At 55.3% G+C, this 19188-nt stretch carries 14 protein-coding genes; 6 read left to right on the top strand and 8 right to left on the bottom strand.

All coding sequences use genetic code 11. The annotated features are described in order from the left end of the window. Positions 1-34 precede the first annotated feature (34 nt). Complete coding sequence (poxB, locus tag GKC68_RS15075; protein WP_028723719.1) at positions 35-1756, bottom strand: ubiquinone-dependent pyruvate dehydrogenase; 1722 nt, start codon at positions 1754-1756, stop codon at positions 35-37. A 123-nt stretch (positions 1757-1879) separates the two neighbouring features. Continuing rightward, on the bottom strand, positions 1880-2779 hold the full coding sequence (locus tag GKC68_RS15070) for a lysine exporter LysO family protein (RefSeq protein WP_024470921.1): 900 nt from the start codon (positions 2777-2779) through the stop codon (positions 1880-1882). Between the two features lie 136 nt (positions 2780-2915). On the opposite strand from GKC68_RS15070, the gene GKC68_RS15065 reads away from it, so the two are divergent. Next, positions 2916-4565, top strand: coding sequence for an ATP-dependent endonuclease (locus tag GKC68_RS15065; RefSeq protein ID WP_047715516.1), 1650 nt, complete (start codon positions 2916-2918; stop codon positions 4563-4565). Between the two features lie 71 nt (positions 4566-4636). Here GKC68_RS15065 and cspD read toward each other — a convergent pair whose 3' ends face one another. Next, complete coding sequence (cspD, locus tag GKC68_RS15060) at positions 4637-4861, bottom strand: cold shock-like protein CspD (protein WP_006118603.1); 225 nt, start codon at positions 4859-4861, stop codon at positions 4637-4639. 316 nt (positions 4862-5177) lie between these two features. Between cspD and clpS the strand changes: the two genes are divergently transcribed. Next, positions 5178-5498, top strand: a complete 321-nt coding sequence (clpS, locus tag GKC68_RS15055) for an ATP-dependent Clp protease adapter ClpS (RefSeq protein WP_013025221.1) — start codon at positions 5178-5180, stop codon at positions 5496-5498. Positions 5499-5551: 53 nt separating this feature from the next. After that, on the top strand, positions 5552-7828 hold the full coding sequence (gene clpA / locus GKC68_RS15050; RefSeq protein WP_006118605.1) for an ATP-dependent Clp protease ATP-binding subunit ClpA: 2277 nt from the start codon (positions 5552-5554) through the stop codon (positions 7826-7828). 92 nt (positions 7829-7920) lie between these two features. On the opposite strand, the gene infA is transcribed toward clpA, so the two are convergent. The 5 genes from infA to trxB form a co-directional block, all read right to left on the bottom strand. Next, the gene (gene infA, locus GKC68_RS15045; protein WP_002211347.1) at positions 7921-8139 is read right to left on the bottom strand and encodes a translation initiation factor IF-1; all 219 of its coding nucleotides are present in this window, start codon (positions 8137-8139) and stop codon (positions 7921-7923) included. Between the two features lie 344 nt (positions 8140-8483). Next, positions 8484-9176, bottom strand: coding sequence for a leucyl/phenylalanyl-tRNA--protein transferase (gene aat / locus GKC68_RS15040; protein ID WP_013025223.1), 693 nt, complete (start codon positions 9174-9176; stop codon positions 8484-8486). 31 nt (positions 9177-9207) lie between these two features. Further along, positions 9208-10938, bottom strand: a complete 1731-nt coding sequence (cydC, locus tag GKC68_RS15035; protein WP_342656301.1) for a cysteine/glutathione ABC transporter ATP-binding protein/permease CydC — start codon at positions 10936-10938, stop codon at positions 9208-9210. After that, complete coding sequence (cydD, locus tag GKC68_RS15030) at positions 10938-12707, bottom strand: cysteine/glutathione ABC transporter permease/ATP-binding protein CydD (protein WP_342656300.1); 1770 nt, start codon at positions 12705-12707, stop codon at positions 10938-10940. The genes cydC and cydD overlap by 1 nt, the downstream gene beginning before the upstream one ends. A 136-nt stretch (positions 12708-12843) precedes the next feature. Then, positions 12844-13809: a thioredoxin-disulfide reductase gene (gene trxB, locus GKC68_RS15025; RefSeq protein WP_028723714.1), complete on the bottom strand. Its 966-nt coding sequence runs from the start codon at positions 13807-13809 to the stop codon at positions 12844-12846. Between the two features lie 525 nt (positions 13810-14334). Here trxB and lrp point away from each other — a divergent pair. The 3 genes from lrp (at position 14335) to lolA (ending at position 19188) form a co-directional block, all read left to right on the top strand. Next, entirely contained in the window at positions 14335-14829 is a 495-nt protein-coding gene (lrp, locus tag GKC68_RS15020; protein ID WP_006118610.1) for a leucine-responsive transcriptional regulator Lrp, read from the top strand. A 118-nt stretch (positions 14830-14947) separates the two neighbouring features. Continuing rightward, complete coding sequence (locus GKC68_RS15015) at positions 14948-18394, top strand: DNA translocase FtsK 4TM domain-containing protein (protein ID WP_342656299.1); 3447 nt, start codon at positions 14948-14950, stop codon at positions 18392-18394. A 182-nt stretch (positions 18395-18576) separates the two neighbouring features. Then, positions 18577-19188 carry an outer membrane lipoprotein chaperone LolA gene (gene lolA / locus GKC68_RS15010; RefSeq protein ID WP_028723712.1) on the top strand — a complete coding sequence of 204 codons (612 nt, stop codon included), beginning with the start codon at positions 18577-18579 and terminating at the stop codon, positions 19186-19188.

Genomic DNA, 19188 nt, shown 5'->3' with positions numbered 1-19188 from the left:
CGGGCGGAGAACCCGCCTGTAACATTCGTCTGTTTTACCGCAGCCAGTTGGTTTTTGCCAGTTCAAGCACTTCATCACCGCGGCCGTTAATAACGGCGCGCAGCATGTAGAGGCTAAAGCCTTTGGCCTGTTCCAGCTTAATTTCCGGCGGCATCGCCAGTTCTTCTTTTGCGGTAATCACATCGACCAGGACCGGTCCATCATGGGCAAAGGCCTGTTCCAGCGCGCCATTCAGCTCTGAGGCTTTCTCAACGCGAATGCCTTTCACACCGCAGGCCTGAGCAATGGCGGCAAAATCAGGATTGTGCAGGTCGGTGCCGTCGGTGAGATAACCGCCGGCCTTCATCTCCATGGCAACAAAGCCCAGCGAGCTGTTGTTGAAAATCACCAGTTTTACCGGCAGCTTTAACTGGGCGACGGTCAGGAAATCGCCCATCAGCATACTGAATCCGCCGTCGCCGCATAGCGCAATGACCTGACGGTCACGGTTGAGTGATTGCGCGCCCATGGCCTGCGGCATCGCGTTCGCCATTGAACCGTGGTTAAAGGAGCCAAGGAGCCGACGCTGGCCGTTCATTTTCAGGTAGCGAGCCGCCCAGACGGTTGGCGTGCCCACGTCGCAGGTAAAGATCGCATCTTTATCGGCAAGTTGACTGATTTGTTGGGCCACATATTGCGGATGAATCGGCTGGTTGTCATTGGCGGTTGCCAGCGAATCCAGATCTTTACGCGCCTCGGCATAATGCTTCAGTGCGCTGTCCAGGTGACGCTGCTCGGTTTTAACCTGCAGCTTTGGCAGCAGCGCGCGCAGCGTGGTTTTGACATCGCCGATATAAGCCTGATCTACATGGCAGTGCGATCCCAGGCTGCCCGGATTAATGTCGAGTTGAATAATTTTCGCTTTTTCCGGGTAGAAGGCGCGGTAGGGGAATTGGGTGCCCAGCAGGACCAGGGTGTCGGCATTCATCATGGCATGATAGCCCGAGGAAAAACCGATCAGCCCGGTCATGCCCACATCGTATGGGTTATCGTATTCAATGTGCTCTTTGCCGCGCAGGGCATGGACCACCGGCGCTTTCAGCGTCGCCGCCAGCTCTACGACTTCCCGGTGCGCGCCTGCGCAACCGCTGCCGCACATCAGCGTAATATTTTTCGCGTCGTTCAGGGTTTGCGCCAGGGTGGTCAGCTCATCGGCGGACGGCAGCACCAGCGGCAACTGCGGTGGATACCAGTCAGCGCGGGCCGATTCCGGTGCGGCCTGCAGCGCGACATCGCCCGGCAGGACAACCACCGATACGCCACGATTCAGGATGGCTTTACGCATCGCAATGCCCAGCACCTGCGGCAACTGCTCGGGGTTCGATACCAGTTCACAGTAGTGGCTGCATTCGCGGAACAGCTCCTGAGGATGGGTTTCCTGAAAGTAACCACTGCCGATTTCGCTGGAAGGAATATGGGCCGCAATCGCCAGGACTGGCACGCGGTTGCGATGGCAGTCAAAAAGGCCGTTAATCAAGTGCAGGTTACCAGGTCCGCATGAACCCGCACATACTGCCAGTTCCCCACTGACATGCGCTTCTGCACCAGCAGAAAAGGCGGCCACTTCTTCATGGCGGGTGGGCATCCACTCAATGGTGCCCATTCGGTTCAGGCTATCGCTCAGGCCGTTTAATGAGTCACCCGTGACGCCCCAAATACGTTTTACACCGGCGTTTTCCAGCGTTTTGGCCACCAGCGCCGCTACGGTTTGTTTCATCTTCTTCTCCTTGGTCATCCGTCGCCATCCACCGGATAGCAGAATCAAACAGCTCACAAGAAGCGTAGACGACGCTGATTCAACTCAACCGTAAAAAATTGCATCAAAAGTTGAGTTCAGCCATCAGGCAGAGAACAGCGCGATTAAGACTGGCGCAAGCAGGCTCATGACAAAACCGTGCACAATCGCAGCCGGAACGATTTCTGAACCGCCCGCCCGTTGCAATACCGGTAAGGTAAAATCCATCGAGGTGGCGCCGCATAAGCCCAGCGCTGTGCTGCGGTGGCGGGCAATCAGCGCGGGCACCAGCATGATGGCGATAAGCTCTCGCAACAGATCGTTAAAGAATGCCGCGCTGCCGATCACCGGACCAAAGGCTTCCGTCATCAGAATCCCCGAAAGCGAGTACCAGCCGAAGCCGCTGGCTAAGGCCAGGCCGGTTTTCAGCGGCAGTCCCAGTATCAGCGCCGCGATCATTCCGCCCAGCAGCGCGCTCAACAGCACCGCGCCCGCCACCATCATGCCACGGCGGTTTAACACAATCTGCCGCAGCGTCATCCCACTGCCGCGCAGCTGAATCCCCACCAGCAGAAGCAAAAAGAGTAATGCATATTCACTGGCGGCTGACGCATGATGCAGCCAGGGCCACTGGGTCAGGCCCAGCACAAAGCCGGCGATCACGACGCCGCATAACGTCAGCGATTCCAGCGCCATATGCAAACGTGAGGGCAGCTTTTGTTGTTTGTGACTGTGCTGCCAGGGCAGGCGATGTTCCAGCCAGCGTAGCGCCAGCAGGTTACACAGTAGAATGCAGGCCGTTGCCACGGCGGCGGTATAAAACACCGTCACCAGATTGCTGCTGAGATTATCAAGAAAAGCCAGGCTGATGCCCATAAAAAACAGGATGACGTAGACCATCCAACCCAGCAGCCGGTTTACGGCCTTCAGGAACGCAACGTGCCGAAGCGGTAACAGCCAGCCTGCCAGCAGAGGCAGAAGAATAATTAAGAGTCCGGAATACATAATGAAAGGTTCGTCCATGTCGAAAGTCACGACACGCTAGCGAAAAAGCGTAGGGGAGTAAACCTTTGTCATAAAGTCTCTTGACCCACAGATGAAGCCGCTCCATGCTTCGGAAAGCAAAGAGGATAAAAACGCTATGATTCTGGAACATATCGATATCCGGGGATTTCGCGGCATCAATCAACTCTCTTTACCGCTGACGCGCATCAACCTGTTGATTGGTGAAAACGCCTGGGGCAAATCCAGCCTTCTCGACGCGCTCAGCCTGCTGCTCTCTCCCCGCACGCGTGACTATGCGTTCTCCCTTGATGATTTTCATTTCACGCCGGGTGAGGTTAAGGATCGGGTGCATCGGTTGTCGGTTGTTTTCCACTTTGCGGATGACGAAGCGGACACCAGCGAGCTGCTGCAGCCATTCTGGCAACCCGACGAGCAGGGAAAGCGCCGCCTGAGCTATAGCGTGCAGGCCAGACGGCGTGACGATCAGATTACCTCGACACGCCGCTTTATCGACGGGAATGGGCAGGTATTACCGGAAGCGGGAAGCGCGGCGGCGATAGATTACCTGCTGCGCATGAACCCGGTATTACGGCTGCGCGATGCCCGCTTCAGCCGCCGCCTTCGACCGGTTGAGAGCGGCATTGATGCCCGCCTTTCTACCTTAAACCAACTGGCGAAAGAGCTGGATACCCTCACGCGAGATCTGGAGCAGCATCCGCAGCAGATGAGTAATGCCATGCTGCGGCAAGGATTGCAGACAATGCAGCAGCTCGTAGAACACTATTTCCTGATCCAGCATCCTGAGCGAGGCAGCGAGCCGCACCGCGTTGAGCCGCAGTCACGTGAAGGTGCCCGGGGCTGGCATTCGCTGGATCAGCTCAGTCATCTGATTGCCACCACCGACGTTCGCAGCCGTCAGCTTATTTTGTTGCGCATGTTTACCCTGCTGGTGCAGGCACGGGGAAGCGAACCTCTGGCGCCGGGCGCACGGCCGTTGCTGCTGATTGAAGATCCGGAGACTCGCCTGCATCCCATTATGCTGTCCGTAGCGTGGAATCTGCTGACGCTGCTGCCGCTGCAGAAGATCGCGACAACCAATTCCGGAGAGCTGCTTTCTCAGGTTGCGATCGAGCATGTTTGCCGGCTGGTTCGCGAGCCCGCGCGCGTGGCCGCATGGCGCGTCGGTCCGGAAGGGCTGAGTGCTGAAGAGAGCCGGCGAATCGGCTTCCACATTAAAGTTAACCGGCCTTCGGCGCTGTTTGCCCGCTGCTGGCTGCTGGTTGAAGGCGAAACCGAAGTCTGGATCATTAACGAGATGGCGCGACAATGCGGCTTTCACTTTGCCGCGGAAGGCATAAAAGTGATTGAGTTCGCCCAGTCAGGATTAAAACCGCTGTTAAAATTTGCCCGGCGTATGGGCATTGCCTGGCATGTGCTGACTGACGGCGATATGGCAGGGAAAAAATACGCGGCCACGGCGCGCAGTCAGCTCCTGCCGCCTGACGTTGAGAAGCATCACTTAACGGCGCTACCGGCGGCGGATATGGAGCACTTCCTTTATCAGCATGGCTTTAGCGATATTTATCAACAAGCAGCGCACCTGCCGTTAAACGTGCCGATGAAACCCAGGCGTATTATTACCAAAGCGATTCATCGTGCATCTAAACCTGAACTGGCCATTATGGTCGCGATGGCGGCAGCTGAACGCGGCACCGAGGCCATACCGCAACGCCTGCGGGAAATGTTTGTTCGCGTTATCAGACTGGCGCAGGGTAAAGCGGGTTAGCGATTCGCAAGTAAAAATGCCAGCACGGCAGGCTGGCATTTTCAACGGAGCGGTCCAACGTTGGGGGGATCTCAGGCGACAGCCTGTTGCGCTTCAACGGGTACTATCAGACTGGCATGGTTGCCCTTAGGGCCCTGGTGAACGTCAAAATGGACCTGCTGGCCCGCCTTTAGCGTTCTGTAACCATCCATCTGTATCGTTGAGTAGTGCGCGAAGATATCTTCTCCGCCCCCGATTGGACAGATAAAGCCGAAACCTTTGGCGTTATTGAACCATTTAACGGTACCTGTCTCCATGCTTTTACTTCCCTCGCAAGACATTTTATAAGTAGGTGAGGTCACTGAAGCCGTGAGTCGGGTTTGATTAAAACTCAATCAGCTTGTGAAGGTAGAATGTAGAGAAACTGGCATGGTCGTCAAGCAAACCACCGGGCGAGGCGGGGAGAAAATCATCAAAATTTGAGGTGGTTAACGCTATTTGAAATTTTGTGATACAGGTCGCGTGTGGCATTTTTAGCGGAATGATTCATTAGCGACTGTACACTTGACACACGTGTTAAACTCTACAGAGGAACCGGGTTTATGACGATGTACAGAATCACAACGGAACACTATGGCAAACACAAATGACTGGCTAAATTTTGAACAATTAGCTGACGATAAAGTACGCGAAGGGTTAAAGCCGCCTTCCATGTATAAAGTCATTTTGAATAATGACGATTATACACCTATGGAATTTGTTATTGACGTTCTGCAAAAGTTCTTTTCTTATGATATTGAACGTGCAACGCAACTGATGCTGAAAGTTCACTACCACGGTAAAGCAATCTGTGGTGTATTTACCGCAGAGGTCGCTGAGACCAAAGCGGCGCAGGTGAATAATTACGCGCGGGACAATCATCATCCGTTGCTGTGTACGCTTGAAAAAGCCTGAGCCTCTCTCCATACAGGAAGCAGGTCAGAGCGATTAACTGGAGGAGGTGCCTAATGCTCAATCAAGAACTGGAACTCAGTTTAAACATGGCTTTCGCCAGAGCGCGTGAGCACCGTCATGAGTTTATGACCGTCGAGCATTTGTTACTGGCGTTGCTCAGTAACCCGTCGGCCAGAGAGGCACTGGAAGCCTGTACGGTGGACATTGTGGCTCTAAGGCAGGAACTCGAAGCCTTCATTGAACAGACCACGCCTGTGCTGCCAGCCAGCGAAGAAGAGCGTGACACACAACCTACGCTCAGTTTCCAGCGTGTATTGCAGCGTGCGGTTTTCCATGTTCAGTCATCCGGACGCAGCGAAGTCAATGGCGCTAACGTGCTGGTCGCCATCTTCAGCGAGCAAGAGTCGCAGGCAGCGTATCTGCTGCGCAAACACGAAGTCAGCCGCCTTGATGTGGTGAACTTCATCTCTCACGGTACGCGCAAAGACGAACCGGGCCAGGCACCTGGTGCTGAAAATCCGGTTAACGAAGAGCAAGCAGGCGGGGAGGAACGTATGGAAAACTTCACCACCAATCTTAATCAGCTTGCTCGCGTCGGCGGAATTGACCCGCTGATTGGTCGCGACAAAGAGCTGGAACGGACTATTCAGGTCCTGTGTCGTCGTCGCAAAAATAATCCCCTGCTGGTGGGCGAATCCGGCGTCGGTAAAACCGCCATTGCGGAAGGCTTAGCCTGGCGTATTGTGCAGGGTGACGTGCCTGAAGTCATGAAAGACTGCACGATTTACTCTCTCGATATCGGCTCGTTGCTGGCGGGCACCAAATACCGGGGTGACTTTGAGAAACGTTTCAAAGCGCTGTTAAAACAGCTTGAGCAGGATAACAGCAGCATCCTGTTTATTGACGAGATTCATACCATTATCGGTGCGGGTGCGGCATCGGGTGGACAGGTCGATGCGGCAAACCTGATCAAACCCCTGCTCTCCAGCGGTAAGATCCGCGTGATGGGCTCTACCACCTATCAGGAATTCAGCAACATTTTTGAAAAAGATCGTGCCCTGGCGCGTCGCTTCCAGAAAATCGATATCACCGAGCCCTCGGTGGAAGAAACGGTGCAGATTCTTAACGGCCTGAAAACCAAATACGAAGCGCACCATGATGTTCGCTATACAGCCAAAGCCGTGCGTGCGGCCGTCGAGCTGGCGGTGAAATACATTAACGATCGCCATCTGCCGGATAAAGCCATCGACGTGATCGATGAGGCCGGTGCACGCGCGCGTCTGATGCCCGCGAGCAAACGTAAGAAAACTGTTAACGTGGCTGACATCGAAACCGTGGTGGCGCGTATTGCCCGTATTCCAGAGCAGAGCGTCTCAGCAACCGATCGCGATACGCTCAAGAACCTGGGCGACCGTCTGAAAATGCTGGTGTTTGGTCAGGATAACGCCATTGAAGCGCTGACCGAAGCCATTAAGATGAGCCGTGCAGGGCTGGGGCAGGACCGCAAGCCGGTGGGATCGTTCCTGTTTGCGGGTCCAACGGGCGTCGGTAAAACCGAAGTCACCGTTCAGCTGGCGAAAGCGCTGGGAATTGAGCTGCTGCGCTTCGACATGTCTGAGTACATGGAGCGCCATACCGTCAGTCGTTTGATCGGTGCGCCTCCGGGCTATGTGGGTTTCGATCAGGGCGGCCTGCTGACCGATGCGGTAATCAAGCATCCTCACGCCGTTGTGCTGCTGGACGAGATTGAGAAAGCGCACCCGGATGTGTTCAACCTGCTGCTGCAGGTGATGGACAACGGTATGCTGACCGATAACAACGGCCGCAAGGCCGACTTCCGTAACGTGGTGCTGGTGATGACCACCAACGCCGGCGTGCGTGAAACCGAGCGTAAATCCATTGGCCTGATCCATCAGGACAACAGTACGGATGCCATGGAAGAGATTAAGAAAATCTTTACCCCTGAATTCCGTAACCGCCTGGACAACATTATCTGGTTCAGCCACCTGTCAACGGACGTTATTCATCAGGTCGTCGACAAGTTTATTGTTGAACTGCAGGCGCAGCTGGATGCGAAAGGTGTTTCACTGGAGGTCAGTGACGAAGCGCGTGACTGGCTGGCAGAGAAGGGCTATGACAAAGCGATGGGCGCTCGTCCGATGGCGCGTACCGTTCAGGAGAGCCTGAAGAAACCGCTGGCGAACGAACTGCTGTTTGGTTCGCTGGTTGATGGTGGATCGGTCTCTGTAGCGCTGGATAAAGAGAAGGGGCAACTGACCTATCACTTCCTGAGTGCGCAAAAACGTAAAACGGAAGGCACAGTGCACTAGGCGCGGTATGACAGAAAGAGAAAAGGCCGGATAATATCCGGCCTTTTTTTGTTTGCCCGCACACGAGGCGCAGGCAACGGCATCAACGCAACTCAGCGACTACGGAAGACAATGCGGCCTTTGCTCAGGTCGTACGGGGTCAGCTCGACAGTCACTTTGTCGCCCGTCAGGATGCGGATGTAGTTTTTACGCATTTTACCGGAGATATGAGCGGTAACCACGTGTCCGTTCTCAAGTTCTACGCGGAACATGGTGTTAGGTAACGTATCCAGTACGGTACCTTGCATTTCAATATTGTCTTCTTTGGCCATCGAATCCTCTGGGTGTACTACCTTTCAGTTGAACCGGCAAGATAATGCCCAATTCAACAAGTTATGTAAAGAACCGTCGGCAATAAAGCCAACGCATCGCCGTGCTTCGCGTTATAACGCGAGCATGTCGGTTAAATTCGGGTGTTTATGTGACGTCTGCGGGGGATTAGCGGGCTAAGAATCTGAATCAACCGGTAACACGCGCACGATTGAAACAGTTCCGAGAGTGCGATGAGATTCCCAGCCTGGCAATTCCGGCTTGAATATCAAGCGCGGACGACATACCAAACGCCGCTATTATATCACTTAACCGGGTTTATGTGTGCAAAACATCTGCGCGCGGATTAAAAAAGGGTTTGATTCCGCCAACAGCCGCTGTCAACGGGCTGCGAGGACAGGTTTTTTACCGCATCCAGGTAAGCTTCGCGGGGAATATCAACCGCGCCGAGTGAAGCCGTGTGGGGATTCAGTATCTGGCAATCCACCAGGCGTCCTTTGTGCTTAATAAAATGCTGACAGAAAACCCAAAGTGCGGTTTTCGAGGCGTTGGTCTGCAGGCTGAACATGGATTCGCCACAAAATATCTGGCCCAGCGCCAGACCATACATGCCGCCCACCAGGTCTTGCTCGCGCCAGACTTCAATGGAATGGGCATGACCAAGCTCATAAAGCTTCAGCCACGCGCGTTTGACTTCAAAAGTAATCCATGTCCCTTCTTCCCGACCGGCCGCACAGCCTTCGACCACGTCGGAAAAGGCTTCATTCATCGTAACCCGATAAGGTGATTGCTGGTGAAAGCGCTTCATACTGCGGCTGAGGTGAAAACGGTCTGGGAGTAACACCGCGCGAGGGTCGGGTGACCACCACAGAATCGGATCGCCTGGGGAAAACCAGGGAAAAATCCCCTGCTGATAGGCGTTGAGCAGGCGCGCAGGCGAGAGATCACCGCCCATAGCCAGCAGGCCATTGGGCTCGCGCAGCGCCGTTTCCGGAGGAGGAAACAGCAACGATTCCCGTGACAGTTGAACCAGTCTCATCGCGTTAAGTTATCCATCAGCTTTTACAAAACTATAACGCAAAGCGTTGCTGGAAACGCCAGTAACGTCCACCTTTTGCGACTAATTCGGAATGATTTCCCTGCTCAATGATCTTCCCGCCGTCCATAACGCAAATTTTATCCATCTGCGCCAGTCCGGTCAGACGATGGGTAACCATAATCACGGTCTTACCCGCTGTCAGCTGCTGCAACAGGGACAGAATATGCTGCTCGGTCGCGGCATCCAGCCCTTCCGTCGGCTCATCCAGCAACCACAGGTCGCCGTTGTGCAGCAGCGCACGGGCAATCGCCAGGCGTCGCAGTTCGCCGCCCGACAGCGGCCGGCCGCCTTCGCCCAGCCAGGCATTTAATCCTTCTTCGTTATCCAGCAGACTCTGCAGGCCGGTCTGCATTAACGCCACGGTAAGGGTTTCATCACTGGCATTAGGGCAGGCCAGCAATAAATTATCACGCAGGGTCTGGCTGAAAAGATGAACGCGCTGGGTGACAACGCTGATGCGCTGGCGGAGTTGCGCTTCATCCCATTCGGCAAGCGGGACGTTGTTCAGCGCTATCTCGCCATGCTCAACATCCCAGGCGCGCGTCAGGAGGCCAAGCAGGGTGGATTTTCCGCAGCCGGTAGGCCCGAGTAGCGCGACATGTTCACCCGCCGTAATGTGCAGGGAAAACTGGTTTAACACGTTTTCAGGCCGGCCCGGATAGCTGAATTCAAGCGCCTGCACGCTCATGCTGAGCGCGCCGGGTGGGACAGCGGCTGCGGAGGGGAAAACGATCGCCGGCGTTTGCTCGATGATCTCATTGACGCGCTGGGCGGCGGTAATCACCTGAGACAGGGGCAGAAAGGCACCCGCGACCGGGGCCAGCGCTTCAAAAGCGGCCAGGGCACAGAACACCACCAGCGCAATAAAGGGACCGGGAAGATGCTGCTGCGCAATGCTTTCAGCGCTAAGCCAGAGCAGGGCGGTCACCGTAATACCGCTGCACATCAGCAACAGACTCTGCGCCAGTGCCTCTAAACGTGCCTGCTGGCGCTGCGCGTCCTGCCACTGTCGTTCGCTGCTGTCCAGCCGTGCGCGCCAGGCGGAGGCGTTACCGTACAACGTCAGTTCTGCCTGGCCCGCCAGCCAGTGCATTAACTGCACGCGCCAGTGCGAACGCTGCCGGGTTATCGCCACGCCCGCCGGGGCACCCAGATGGTAAAACAGGGGAGGGAAAAGACAGAGCAGGGCAAGCAGGGTACCGCCCAGCAGCAGTGCCAGCTGCGGATCAATCAGGCTTAAACCGGCTGTCACCACCACAATAACGATAAATGCGCCAAGCAGTGGCGATATTACCCGCAGGTAGAGGTGATCCAGCGTATCCACATCCCCAACAAAACGGTTTAACAGATCCGCCTGGCGAAAGGCCGCAAGCTGACCCGGTGCCAGTGAAATCAGACGGCTGAAGGTGAAAACGCGCAAATGCTGCAGCACCCGGAACGTGGCATCGTGCGTAACCAGCCGTTCGAAGTAACGTGCCGCGGTACGTATAATGGCCGCGCCACGCACGCCGGCGGCCGGGAGCATATAGTTAAAACTGTACAGGCCCGCGACGCCAACAACGGACGACGCCGCCAGAAACCAGCCAGACAGGGTGAGCAGGCCAACACTGGCCAGCAACGTGACTATCGCCAGTATAATGCCCAGCGCCAGCCGGAAGGGATGACGCAGCCACAGCCGCAGAAAAGGACGCAGAGCAGACATCAGATGCACTCCTGTTGACGATGTTGCAGCAGTGCACGGAAAGGACCGGGCTGGGTCGTCAGTGCCTGCCAACTGCCTTGCTGTACTATTTTTCCCGCCTCCATGAGCCAGATTTCATCCCAGTCGCGTAGCGAATCGATCTGATGCGTAATCATCAGGGTGGTTTGCTGTCGCGCGGCCTGATGAAGTGCCTGCATGACATGATGTTCACTCAGCACATCCAGACTGGCTGCAGGCTCATCAAGGAGCAATAGCTGAGCCGGTTTGTACAGCGCCCGCGCAACCGCAATGCGCTGTGCCTGACCCACGGAGAGCGCGCTGCTGGCATCGCCCGGCGCGGTATTCAACCCGTCAGGCAGTCGTGAGAGAAACTCGTGGATGCCACAAGCCGCTGTTAAGGCATCCAGACGTGCGGCGTCGAGGGGCGCGCCCATCAGGATATTTTCACTTAGAGTTTCTGCCGGTAACTGGGGGTTTTGTCCGACCCAGGCAAGATGCCGATGCCAGTCGCGTTGAACCAAATCGCGTAACTCAATCCCATTGGCTTTAAGCGAGCCCTGATAAGGTAAAAATCCCAGCAGCGCATTCATCAGCGCGGTTTTGCCTGCGCCGCTTTTACCGACCAGCGCGATGCGTCCGCCCGAGCGCAGCGTGAAATGTAAAGGGCCACAGAGGATTTTACCGTCAGGCGCGCAGACCATCAGGTTGTCAGCAACCAGCTCCAGCGGTGCGGCGGCGGCAAACGGGACAGTGCCGTTGCTCGCTTCCGACTGCGGCGTCGCCTGCATAAAGCGCTCAATGGCATCGGCGCCGCCAATGGCCTGCGCTTTAGCATGGTAAAAGGTGCCGAGATCGCGCAAAGGCTGAAAGAATTCCGGGGCCAGAATCAACACCAGAAAACCGGCAAACAGCGTAACGCCCTTGCCATAATCGCCAAAGTGCAACTCACCCAGATAGGAGAAACCAAAATAGACCGCGACCACAGCGATAGCTAATGACGCAAAAAACTCCAGAACGGAGGAGGAGAGAAAAGCCAGCCTTAAGACATCCATGGTGCGTTGACGAAAGTCCGTCGTGGTGGCGGCAATGGCCTGTTTTTCTGCTTCGGCCCGATGAAACAGCCTCAGCGTCTCCCGTCCGCGCAGGCGATCAAGAAAGTCACCACTCAGGCGCGCCAGGGCCAGAAAATTGCGCCGATTGGCATCGGCCGCGCCCATGCCCACCAGCGCCATAAACAGCGGAATCAACGGTGCCGTAGCCAGCAGAATCAATCCGGCAGCCCAGTTTAAAGGAAACAGCGCAAGCAAAATGGCACAGGGGATGACGGCCGCCAGCGTCATCTGCGGCAGGTAGCGCGCATAGTACGCCTGCATATCTTCTGTCTGTTCCAGTAGCAAGGTTGCCCAACTGCCGGCCGGTTTACCCTGAATCCAGGCGGGACCCAGCGCGGATAAACGGTCCAGAATCTGTTTGCGCAGCGCCTGGCGAATAGCCTGACCGGCGCGTAATCCTGCCTGCTCGCGCGCATAGTTCAGCATCGCCCGCAGCACGAAGCACAGCAGCAGTAACATAAACAGTGAAAGAAGCGACGGGGGCGATTGGTGCGACACAATGAATGCCTGAAGCAACGACGCCAGCAGCCAGGCCTGCAGAATAATCAGCAACGCACTGGCGGAACCTGACAGTGAGGCGAGCCGTAACCAGGGACCGGCATGATGCCGCTGTTGACGAAGCCAACGGGTAAGGTGCTGCTGCCGTGATTTATTCATGCGAAACCCACAGTGGCGAAGAAAAAGGAAAAGAGGAGAGCCCCTCCCGCCTGGCGCATGAATTTAGCATGGTGATAATAAAAAAGGCGACTGAAAAACAGTCGCCTCAAACAATTAAGATCAGGTTATTAACAACTTACTTATCGTTTTTAACCAGACCATCAAGATAACGTTCTGCATCCAGAGCAGCCATACAGCCGGTGCCCGCAGAGGTAATTGCCTGGCGATAGATATGGTCCATCACATCACCTGCGGCAAACACACCCGGAATACTGGTCTGAGTTGCATTGCCGTGCAGGCCGGACTGAACCTTGATATAGCCATTTTCCAGCGCTAACTGGCCGTCGAAAATCGCTGTATTTGGGCTGTGACCAATCGCCACAAACAGGCCAGCAACTTCCAGCGACTCGGTTTTTTCGTCCAGCGTTGAACGCAGCGTCAGTCCGGTCACGCCCATCTGATCGCCAACCACTTCTTCCAGCGTACGGTGGGTATGCAGCACAATGTTGCCGTTGCTGACTTTTTCCATCAGGCGATCGATCAAAATTTTCTCGGCGCGGAAGCTGTCGCGACGGTGAATTAAGTGCACTTCAGCGGCGATATTGGCCAGATAAAGTGCTTCTTCTACTGCTGTATTACCGCCCCCGATCACGGCGACTTTCTGGTTACGGTAAAAGAAGCCATCACAGGTCGCGCAGGCCGAAACGCCTTTGCCTTTAAACGCGTCCTCTGACGGCAAGCCGAGGTAGCGTGCCGATGCACCTGTGGCAATAATCAGAGCATCTGCGGTGTATTCGCCGCTGTCACCAGTTAAACGGAACGGACGATTCTGCAGATCCACCGAATGGATGTGGTCAAAAATGATCTCAGTGTTAAATTTCTCGGCATGCTCATGCATGCGTTCCATTAACGATGGACCTGTCAGATCGTGCGGGTCGCCCGGCCAGTTTTCCACTTCCGTCGTGGTCGTCAGCTGTCCGCCTTTTTCCAGACCGGTAATTAACACCGGATTCAGATTCGCGCGTGCAGCATAAACGGCTGCGGTATAACCTGCTGGACCAGAGCCCAGAATGAGCAACTTACTGTGTTTAGCCGTACTCATGCGTTCCTCAGTTTCATTCGCCTGACATAGCCAGCGATTGTAGGGAATAAGCCGTGCCATTGACAACATTTGCGCGTCTTTGTTAGCGATTACTGCAAACGGCGTAGACGATGAATGCGCTTTTTGCCTGGGGTTTGCGCCAAAAGGGGGCAAAAATTCACGTTGTTGCACCTTATCACCCGAAAATACTCATTTAAAAACAGTGACCCAGCGATGTGTCTGGCATCTTGTCCTGAATTTAGACATTTTACTTTGACAATCGCCTGCGCATTTGCGAAAACAGTGTGAGAAGCGAATGACATCTTCGGAACAAAACGGGTTTTGCCGGCGGGTTTTGGGCAATGTGCCGAACGAATTTTGTCGTCTGATATGAGTCATGACGCATGATGTGGACAGACAACATGCGTCATACACATAAGTGCGACAGCACTGAGACGCCGTTATTTCACTTCAAAAAATGCCCCGAACAATGAGCGTTTTCAGGGGATGGCAGGTAAAGGGAAGGAATGAAGAGAGACAATAATAATGGTAGATAATAAGAAACGCCCCGGTAAAGACCTCGACAGGATCGACAGAAATATTCTGAATGAATTGCAGAAAGACGGTCGTATCTCAAACGTGGAACTTTCCAAACGTGTAGGATTATCGCCTACACCTTGTCTTGAGCGTGTACGTCGTCTTGAACGCCAGGGATTCATCCTTGGTTACACTGCGCAACTTAACCCTCACTACCTGGACGCCTCATTACTGGTATTCGTTGAGATTACTCTGAATCGTGGCGCACCAGATGTGTTTGAGCAATTTAACGCCGCTGTGCAAAAACTTGAGGAAACTCAAGAGTGTCACCTGGTTTCTGGTGATTTCGACTACCTGCTGAAAACACGCGTGCCTGATATGTCCGCCTACCGCAAGCTGCTGGGGGAAACCCTGCTGCGCCTGCCGGGTGTAAACGACACGCGTACTTACGTGGTGATGGAAGAGGTCAAACAGAGTAACCGTCTGGTGATCAAAACGCGCTGATGCGTGGCAGGTGCAAAGCCTGTGAAATTTCGGTACACTCCTGTGAATACATACAGGACCAGCGTCGGGTGAGCCCGACGCTGTTGTTTCTTACTTTACAGGCACCTGGAGAGTTCTCTTGAGCCAGGAATACACAGAAGATAAAGACGTTTCGTTACAGTCGCTGAGCAGTGGACGCCGTCTGCTGGAAGCGTTGCTCATTCTGGTGGCGCTGTTTGCCGTCTACCTGATGGTTTCCCTGGTCAGTTTTAATCCTTCCGACCCGAGCTGGTCGCAGACGGCCTGGCACGAGCCTATCCATAATATTGGCGGCACGGTAGGAGCATGGCTGGCTGACACGCTGTTGTTCATCTTTGGCGTGATGGCTTACGCCATTCCACCGGTGATCCTTGGATTGTGCTGGATAGCCTTTCGCCAGCGCGATAATCAAGATTACTTCGACTATTTCGCCGTAGGTTTGCGCTTAATTGGCGTACTGGCCCTGGTCGTGACGACCTGCGGCATGGCTGCACTGAATGCTGACGACATCTGGTACTTTGCTTCAGGCGGCGTGATCGGCAGCCTCGTCAGCAATGCGATTTCACCCTGGTTTAGTCCTGCTGGTGGCACCCTCACTCTGCTTTGCATCTGGGCAGCGGGCATTACGCTGTATACCGGTTGGTCGTGGTTGACCATTGCAGAACGAATCGGTGGCGTGGTTATGGGCGTGCTGACATTTGCCAGCAACCGTTCACGTCACGACGAACCCTGGCAGGAAGAGGACGAGGGCGAACATCATGAAGATGATGCGCCTGTTCTTCACGCGCAGCCCCATGACGACGATGACGTTCTGCTCTCTGCGCCCCGTAAGGTGCAGCCCGATCTGGACGAGCACGATCCGCTGCTGGCTAAGGCGGCAACAGCGACCCGCGCTGCCGTTGCGGCAACCACCGACGCTGCTGAAATGCCGGTGGCTCCCGTCCAGCAACCTGCAGCCAGCGTGGCGCCAACCTTTACCCCGGCTGCCGTGCCGCCGTCAGCCCCATCTGCAGCCCAGCCTGCGGTTGCGCCCGTGCATTCTGTCGCCGCGCCCGCTCAGGAAACGTCTGTACCTCATCCTGCTCCAGAGCGTCATTTTGCACCGCGTGATCCTGTTCCGCAGGATAAACCGGTCAGTGAACCGCCTCTGTACCGGTTTGAAATGCCGGATGAAACTCCCGCATCCTCAGCACCCTTTACGGCCTATGAGGATGATGCGCCGAAGATGGGCAACTGGCGCGAGGCAGCCTCTGCCGCAACCCTGAGCAGTGCGGTAACGGCAGGCGCGGCAGGAAAAGCCGCGGCCTCGATGTCGCCGCTGTTTGAACCTGTGCCTGAAAATCAGGCAAATCCACAGGTGAAGCAGGGGATAGGTCCGGCGTTACCGCGGCCAAACCCGGTTAAATTACCGACCCGACGCGAACTGGCTTCTTACGGAATTAAACTTCCTTCCCAGCGCATGGCAGAAGAGAAAGCCAGACTGTCTGAAGCCCCGGCGGCTTCGCAGGCTTCCGATCAGCCACACAGTTCAGACTGGTCAGCGGAGGAGCAGGATGCCCTGCAACAGGCTGAGTTACGTCAGGCGTTTCAGTCTGAGCAGCAACAGCGTTATGGCGAGAGCTGGCAACAGGATGAACAGAGTGAAGACGATGAACTGGCTCTGGAGCAGGCATCCCTGGCCCGTCAGTTCGCCGAGCAGCAGCAGCAGCGTTATGAGACCGAACCTGCCAATAATGCGGCGGCATTTAATCTGGACACGTCTGCGGCCTTTGATTTCTCACCGATGAAAGATCTGATTGACGATGGCCCGGTTGAGCCGCTGTTCACCATTGCGGCATCGCCGGAAACGGATGAGGTCGCGGCAAAACATGAGCCGTGGCAGCAAGTACAGGCTGCGCCGACGCATGCGGCCGCGCAGAGAAGCATGCCGACGCAGAACGTTGCGTCGGATACCTTCGCGGCCCCTGTCGAGCCGCCCGAACCTGTGGAAGAGGCGAAGCCGTCGTTGCATGACAGCCTGATTCATCCTTTCCTGATGCGTCATGAACAGCCGCTGGAAAAACCCTCCACGCCGTTGCCTTCTCTGGATCTGTTAACCGCACCGCCTGCAGAAGAAGAGCCGGTTGACATGTTTGCCCTTGAGCAGACGGCGCGCCTGGTTGAGTCGCGCCTGGGCGATTATCGTGTTAAGGCCGAGGTCGTTGGCATCTCTCCCGGCCCGGTGATCACCCGCTTTGAACTGGATCTGGCGCCTGGCGTGAAAGCCGCGCGTATTTCTAACCTGTCACGCGATCTGGCCCGTTCACTGTCCACCACGGCGGTGCGTGTTGTTGAAGTGATTCCAGGTAAGCCCTACGTCGGACTGGAATTACCGAATAAGCACCGTCAGACCGTTTACTTACGTGAAGTGCTGGATTGTCCAAAATTCCGTGACAATCCTTCACCTCTGGCCGTGGTACTGGGGAAAGACATTGCTGGTCAGCCGGTAGTGGCCGATTTGGCGAAGATGCCACACTTACTGGTAGCGGGTACCACCGGTTCGGGTAAGTCAGTCGGTGTGAACGCCATGATTCTCAGCATGTTGTATAAAGCCACGCCGGAAGAAGTGCGCTTTATTATGATCGACCCGAAAATGCTTGAGCTGTCGGTCTATGAAGGCATTCCGCATCTACTCACCGAAGTCGTCACCGATATGAAAGATGCGGCGAATGCGCTGCGCTGGAGCGTCGGTGAGATGGAGCGCCGCTATAAACTGATGTCGGCACTTGGCGTGCGTAATCTTGCGGGCTACAACGAGAAAGTTGAGCAGGCTGAGGCGATGGGCCGTCCAATCCCCGATCCCTTCTGGAAACCGGGCGACAGTATGGACATGACGCCGCCGGTGCTGGAAAAACTGCCTTACATTGTGGTGATGGTGGATGAGTTCGCCGACCTGATGATGGCCGTGGGTAAAAAAGTCGAAGAGCTGATTGCCCGCCTGGCGCAGAAAGCGCGTGCGGCCGGTATCCACCTGGTGCTGGCCACCCAGCGTCCCTCGGTGGATGTGATTACCGGCCTGATCAAGGCTAACATTCCAACGCGTATCGCCTTTACCGTGTCGAGCAAAATTGACTCGCGTACTATTCTCGACCAGGGCGGCGCGGAGTCGTTGCTGGGCATGGGTGACATGCTGTATATGCCGCCAAACTCCTCCATGCCGGTTCGGGTTCACGGTGCCTTCGTGCGCGATCAGGAAGTGCATGCGGTGGTCCAGGACTGGAAAGCGCGTGGACGTCCGCAATACATTGAAAGCATTACAGCGGGCGAAGAGAGCGAAGGTGCGGGCGGCATCGACAGCGATGAAGAACTGGATCCGTTGTTCGATCAGGCGGTGGGTTTCGTGGTGGACAAGCGCCGCGCCTCGATTTCAGGCGTTCAGCGTCAGTTCCGTATTGGCTATAACCGCGCCGCGCGCATCATTGAGCAGATGGAAGCCCAAGGCATCGTTTCGGCACCGGGACATAACGGTAACCGCGAAGTGCTGTCACCGCCTCCCCATGATATGTAGAGCCTGAACGATAAGCTTTGAAACATAAAACAATGAGCCAGTTCTTGCTGGCTCATTGTTTTTTAGCCGTTTACCCCCATAGTTGATTAGGCTTTCGGTTTTTTCTCCTGTATTAAACGCAGGACAGCGACCAAGCTTAGTAGCGTTATCAACGGGAAACGATTTAATAAGGATTTAAGCAGATGAAACTACGCGTAATTGCCTTAGGCCTGTTGGCCGCTTTGGGCTCAGCCAGCGCTTTCGCTGATGCATCAAGTGACCTGCAACAGCGTTTGAATAAAGTGAACAGCTTCCACGCCAGCTTTACGCAAAAGGTGACCGATGGCAGTGGAGCTAACGTGCAGGATGGAGAAGGTGAACTGTGGGTCAAGCGCCCAAGCCTGTTTAACTGGCACATGACCGCGCCTGACGAGAGCATTATTGTCTCTGACGGAAAATCGTTGTGGTTCTACAACCCGTTTGTAGAGCAGGTTACGGTAAGTCTGTTAAAGAATGCCACCAGCAATACGCCGTTTATGTTAATTGCCCGCAATCAGTCCAGCGACTGGCAGCAATACAACGTTAAGCAGCAGGGCGATAAATTTGAACTGACGCCGAAGAAAAGCGACGGCAACCTCAAGCAGTTCACTATCGACGTCACGCCAGATGGCACGATTAATCAGTTCAGCGCTGTAGAGCAGGATGGACAGCGCAGTAACTACCAGCTGAAGAGCCAGAAAAACGGCCCTGTCAGCCCGGATAAATTCACCTTCACCCCGCCGAAAGGCGTCACGGTGGATGATCAACGTCAGTGA

Origin of the sequence: Pantoea sp. RSPAM1 (genome assembly GCF_038816185.1) — a bacterium.
In the GTDB taxonomy this organism is placed as follows: Bacteria; Pseudomonadota; Gammaproteobacteria; order Enterobacterales; family Enterobacteriaceae; genus Pantoea; species Pantoea ananatis.
This window is presented reverse-complemented; position numbering and strand designations above follow the sequence as displayed.

Bases quoted from the DNA above. Each gene is read 5' to 3' on its own strand.
- lrp (WP_006118610.1), top strand. From the start codon at position 14,335: ATGGTAGATAATAAGAAACGCCCCGGTAAAGACCTCGACAGGATCGAC.
- cydC (WP_342656301.1), bottom strand. From the start codon at position 10,938: ATGTCTGCTCTGCGTCCTTTTCTGCGGCTGTGGCTGCGTCATCCCTTC.
- lolA (WP_028723712.1), top strand. From the start codon at position 18,577: ATGAAACTACGCGTAATTGCCTTAGGCCTGTTGGCCGCTTTGGGCTCA.
- infA (WP_002211347.1), bottom strand. From the start codon at position 8,139: ATGGCCAAAGAAGACAATATTGAAATGCAAGGTACCGTACTGGATACG.
- GKC68_RS15065 (WP_047715516.1), top strand. From the start codon at position 2,916: ATGATTCTGGAACATATCGATATCCGGGGATTTCGCGGCATCAATCAA.
- poxB (WP_028723719.1), bottom strand. From the start codon at position 1,756: ATGAAACAAACCGTAGCGGCGCTGGTGGCCAAAACGCTGGAAAACGCC.
- GKC68_RS15070 (WP_024470921.1), bottom strand. From the start codon at position 2,779: ATGTATTCCGGACTCTTAATTATTCTTCTGCCTCTGCTGGCAGGCTGG.
- clpA (WP_006118605.1), top strand. From the start codon at position 5,552: ATGCTCAATCAAGAACTGGAACTCAGTTTAAACATGGCTTTCGCCAGA.
- trxB (WP_028723714.1), bottom strand. From the start codon at position 13,809: ATGAGTACGGCTAAACACAGTAAGTTGCTCATTCTGGGCTCTGGTCCA.
- cspD (WP_006118603.1), bottom strand. From the start codon at position 4,861: ATGGAGACAGGTACCGTTAAATGGTTCAATAACGCCAAAGGTTTCGGC.
- aat (WP_013025223.1), bottom strand. From the start codon at position 9,176: ATGAGACTGGTTCAACTGTCACGGGAATCGTTGCTGTTTCCTCCTCCG.
- cydD (WP_342656300.1), bottom strand. From the start codon at position 12,707: ATGAATAAATCACGGCAGCAGCACCTTACCCGTTGGCTTCGTCAACAG.
- clpS (WP_013025221.1), top strand. From the start codon at position 5,178: ATGGCAAACACAAATGACTGGCTAAATTTTGAACAATTAGCTGACGAT.